This window comes from Pseudokineococcus marinus (assembly GCF_013004605.1).
In the GTDB taxonomy this organism is placed as follows: domain Bacteria; phylum Actinomycetota; class Actinomycetes; order Actinomycetales; family Quadrisphaeraceae; genus Pseudokineococcus; species Pseudokineococcus marinus.
Genome location: NZ_JABEMA010000250.1, coordinates 1 through 4587, shown reverse-complemented (window position 1 = coordinate 4587; position 4587 = coordinate 1). Strand labels below are relative to the sequence as shown.

Genomic DNA, 4587 nt, shown 5'->3' with positions numbered 1-4587 from the left:
GCCGCGACCGCCCCGGGCCGCCCCCCGACGGCGCAGGCGCCCGGGGGTGGTCCACGGGACGGCCCCCGACGGGTGACCCGTGAGGGCCCACGGGACCGTGGGCCGCGAGGCGGGGGCCGGGGCGCCGACGCACGACCGACCGGGGCACGACCAACCGGGGCAGGACCCACGACGGTCCCCCGACGACTGCGGCGACCGCCGCGCGGTGGAGGAGGCAGCATGACGACTGAGGGCTCGACGGACGGCGCCGCGGTGGACGCGCCGGCAGCGGAGACGGGCGAGGGCACCCGCACCGGCACCGGCGAGGAGGCGCCCACGCGCCGCGCGCGCCTCGAGGAGGAGGGCGACGTCGCCGCCGACTACCTCGAGGAGCTGCTCGACATCGCCGACCTCGACGGCGACCTCGACATCGACGTCGAGGACGGTCGCGCGTCGGTCTCGGTGCTCGAGGACGACGCCGCCCCGGGCTCCCTGCGCCGCCTCGTCGGGGACGACGGCCGCGTGCTCGAGGCCCTGCAGGAGCTGACGCGCCTGGCCGTCCAGGCCCGCACGGGCGAGCGGAGCCGCCTCGTGCTCGACGTCGCCGGCTACCGCGCCCAGCGGCGCGTCGTCCTCACCGGCCTGGCGAACGAGGCGGTCGAGCAGGCCCGCGCCGGCGGCGAGGCCGTGCACCTGGAGCCGATGAACCCGTACGAGCGCAAGATCGTCCACGACGCCGTCGCGGAGGCCGGCCTTCGCTCGGAGTCCGAGGGCGTCGCCGCCGACCGCCACGTCGTCGTCACGGCGGCGTCCTGACCGCCCCGCCGCCGGAGGACGCGGCGCCCGAGGACCTCGTCGACGGACGCCCCTCGGGGGACGGTGAGCTGCCCGACGAGCCGGAGGTCGCGGCGCAGGTGCTGGGCCCCGGTCTCGAGGGGGCTCGGGTGCTCGTCCGCGAGCTGGCGGGCGAGGGCGTCGTCAGGGGCGTCATCGGCCCCCGGGAGGTGCCCCGGCTCTGGAGCCGCCACGTCCTCAACTGCGCCGTCGTCGCCGAGCTGGTGCCCGAGGGCGCGGTGGTGCTGGACGTCGGCAGCGGCGCCGGCCTGCCGGGGCTCGTGCTCGCCCTGGCCCGACCGGACCTCGAGCTGGTGCTCGTCGACTCCGCCCTGCGCCGCGTGCGCTGGCTGGAGCACGCCGTCGAGGTGCTCGACGCCGCGGTCCCCGGTCCCGACCTGCGCGTGCGGGTGGTGCGGGCCCGGGCCGAGGAGCTGGCCGGCCACGAGGAGGCGGACGTCGTGACCTCCCGCGCGGTCGCCCCGCTCGACCGCCTGGCGCGCTGGTGCGCGCCCCTGGTGGCGCCGGGAGGGCAGCTGCTGGCGGTCAAGGGCGGCACGGCGGCGGACGAGGTCGCCGCGCACGGCGAGGCCCTGCGGCGCGCCGGTCTCCTCGAGCCCGAGGTGCTCACCTGCGGCGACGGCCTGCTGGACGAGGTCACCACCGTCGTCCGAGCTAGGGTCGGGGCCCGCAGCGCGCGGGCGCGCCGCCGCAGCTGATCCTCGGACGTCGGCGCGGGGGTGCTGCCGGCGGTCGACGAGAGAAGGAGGCGGGCGCGGGTGCGCATCACGACGGCACCGGGCTGGCCCGGCCGGCAGGTCGAGCAGGTCGGTGGAGCCCTCGGGTGGCCGGCCGTTCCACGTGGAACCGAGGTCGCGACCGTGCCGACGCCGCCGCACGGGCGCGAGGTGCCGGAGTCGCCCGTGGGTCCGGCGTCCGACGCGGAGGCCCCCCGCGGCGCCGAGGCGGTGGCCACGGGCGAGGCCGACCCGGGTGGCGCCGTCCCGTCGGAGGACCTGGGCGACGGACCCGTCGTCGAGCTCGAGCTGGAGTCGGGGCCCGAGACCAAGGCCGTGGCGGGGACGGGCGCGGCGGTCGGACCAGCCGTCGACGCGTCGCAGGGTCCGCCGTCGCCCGCACCGCACGCACCCGCCCTGACGCCCGTGGAGGACGACGTCGACACGCCCGCGGTCCGTGACGACCCCGCTCCGGCCGAGCCGGTGTCGCAGGGGCCCACCGGCGACGCGACCGGCACCCCCCTCGTCGCGCCGAGCACCGACGAGCCTGCGGCCGCTCACGTCGAGTCCCACGACGTCACCGAGATGGCCGACCGGTCCGACGACCCCGGCGACGACCCCGACGTGCCCGCAGCGCCGGAGGACGCGGACGTCCCGGCTCGGGCCTCCTCCCGGGCTTCCTCCCCGGCCTCCTCCCGGGCTTCCTCCCCGGCCTCCTCTCGGGACTCCTCCTGGGCCTCCTCCCGGGCATCGGCCTCGGCCTCGGTGCCGGCCGCGTCCGGCGGCGGCGTCGCGGTGGTGGCCGGGGGGGACGACGCGCAGAGGGCCGAGGTCGCCGGGTCGCTTCCGGAGGTGGACGACTCGACCCCTCTTGCACGGGAGGTGGCCGACGACGCCCGGCGGAGGATCGCCCTGGCCGGGCGTCCGCTCGCGCCGCCGCCGCGGACGCGGGTCCTCACCGTGGCCAACCAGAAGGGCGGCGTCGGCAAGACGACGACGACGGTCAACCTCGCCGCGGCCCTGGCGCAGGCGGGCCTCCGCGTCGTCGTCCTCGACAGCGACCCGCAGGGCAACGCCTCGACGGCCCTGGGGGTCGAGCACCACGCCGAGGTGCCGGGCCTCTACGACGTGCTCGTCGAGGAGGTGCCGCTCGAGGAGGTCCTGCAGCCGTGCCCCGACGTCCCCGGCCTCCTGTGCGCCCCCGCGACGATCGACCTGGCCGGCGCGGAGATCGAGCTCGTCTCGATGGTCGCCCGGGAGACGCGGCTGCGGGTCGCCGTGCGCGGCTACCTCGAGCGCTGCGAGGCGCGCGGGGAGCTCCGCCCCGACTACGTCTTCGTCGACTGCCCGCCGAGCCTCGGCCTGCTCACCCTCAACGCCTTCGTGTGCGCCGAGGAGGTGCTCATCCCGATCCAGTGCGAGTACTACGCCCTGGAAGGGCTGAGCCAGCTCCTCAAGAACATCGACATGATCACGCGGCACCTCAACCCGGGCTTGCACGTCTCGTCCATCCTCCTGACGATGTACGACGCGCGGACGCGGCTGGCCGCCCAGGTGGCCGAGGAGGTGCGCGAGCACTTCCCCCGCTCGGTGCTGCGGACGACGGTCCCCCGCTCCGTCCGCGTGTCGGAGGCGCCGTCCTACGGGCAGACCGTGATGACCTACGACCCGGGGTCCAGCGGGGCCCTGTCGTACCTCGCCGCGGCGCAGGAGCTGGCCGAGCGGCCGACCTCGGCGACCGCTGCGGAGAGCACCCCCGCGAGCGGGCGCTGAACCGCCGCGGGGCGGCAGCGGCCGAGCACGGTCGTCGCTCCGGCGGCAACCGGCTCGGGCCGGGGCACGAGGGCGACGAGCAGCAGCGACGAGCAGGACGGGCAGCAGCATGACGGAACGACGACGCGGTCTGGGGCGCGGCCTCGGCGCGCTCATCCCCTCCGGGCCGGAGGGCGAGCGTCCGCGCGACGTGTTCTGGCCCGCCGCCGAGCGCGGTGAGCCGGCGGCGCCCGTGGAGGGCGCCGACGGCGGCAGCCCCGCGGGCGCGCAGCCCACGGCCGAGGCGGCGGGCGCTGACACGCGTTCCACGTGGAACAGCGACGGAGCGACGGGAGTGCGCGACCACGAGGCGCTCGTCGAGGTGCCCGGGCTCCGGCTCACCGAGGTGCCGGTCGGCGCCGTGCGGCCGAACCCGCGCCAGCCGCGGCAGGTGTTCGACGAGGACGAGCTGGCCGAGCTCGAGCAGTCCATCCGCGAGGTCGGGGTGCTGCAGCCCGTCGTCGTCCGGCCCGTGCCGGCCGGGGAGACGGTCGACGAGGGCGTCCTCTACGAGCTCGTCATGGGCGAGCGGCGGTGGCGGGCGAGCCGTCGTGCCGGGCTCGACGTGGTGCCGGCCATCGTGCGCGGCACCGAGGACGACGTCCTGCTGCGCGACGCCCTGCTCGAGAACCTCCACCGGAGCCAGCTGAACCCCCTCGAGGAGGCGGCCGCCTACGGCCAGCTGCTCGAGGACTTCGGCTGCACCCACGAGGAGCTGGCGCGCCGCATCGGCCGCTCCCGTCCGCAGATCTCCAACACGCTGCGGCTCCTCAAGCTGCCGCCGCTCGTCCAGCGCCGCGTCGCCGCCGGCGTCCTCTCGGCCGGCCACGCCCGCGCGCTGCTCGGTCTGCCGGACGCGGCCGCCATGGAGCGCCTGGCCCAGCGCGTCGTCGCCGAGGGACTCTCCGTCCGCTCGACGGAGGAGGCGGTGGCGGCGGGCGACGCCGTCCCCGCACCGCGGCGCTCCGCCGCCCCGGCTGCACGCGACGAGCGGGCCGACGCCGTCGCGACGGCGCTGTCCGAGCGGCTGGAGACGCGGGTCACGGTGAACGTCGGACGCCGCAAGGGCCGCCTCACCGTCGAGTTCGCCGGCCGCGAGGACCTCGAGCGCATCCTCGGCGTGCTCGCGCTCGAGGGCGTCCCCTCCGTGGACGGCGGCGGCGCGGCGTGACCAGGGCGGCGGGAGGTGCGCGCGCCGCGGCGCGGCGGGTGCCCGTGGCGGACG

4 protein-coding genes are annotated in these 4587 nt (G+C 77.6%); all 4 read left to right on the top strand.

The genetic code is table 11. The features are described 5' to 3' along the window. The first annotated feature begins 219 nt into the window (after positions 1-219). The 4 genes from HLB09_RS13330 (at position 220) to HLB09_RS13315 (ending at position 4533) form a co-directional block, all read left to right on the top strand. Positions 220-795, top strand: a complete 576-nt coding sequence (locus HLB09_RS13330; protein ID WP_171203832.1) for a Jag family protein — start codon at positions 220-222, stop codon at positions 793-795. Positions 796-893: 98 nt separating this feature from the next. Beyond that, positions 894-1532: a 16S rRNA (guanine(527)-N(7))-methyltransferase RsmG gene (rsmG, locus tag HLB09_RS13325; RefSeq protein WP_212771052.1), complete on the top strand. Its 639-nt coding sequence runs from the start codon at positions 894-896 to the stop codon at positions 1530-1532. A gap of 603 nt (positions 1533-2135) precedes the next feature. After that, positions 2136-3323 (top strand): ParA family protein, encoded by a 1188-nt coding sequence (locus HLB09_RS20080; RefSeq protein WP_171203833.1) that lies wholly within the window; start codon positions 2136-2138, stop codon positions 3321-3323. Positions 3324-3432: 109 nt separating this feature from the next. Next, positions 3433-4533, top strand: a complete 1101-nt coding sequence (locus HLB09_RS13315) for a ParB/RepB/Spo0J family partition protein (protein ID WP_171203831.1) — start codon at positions 3433-3435, stop codon at positions 4531-4533. Positions 4534-4587: the final 54 nt, after the last annotated feature.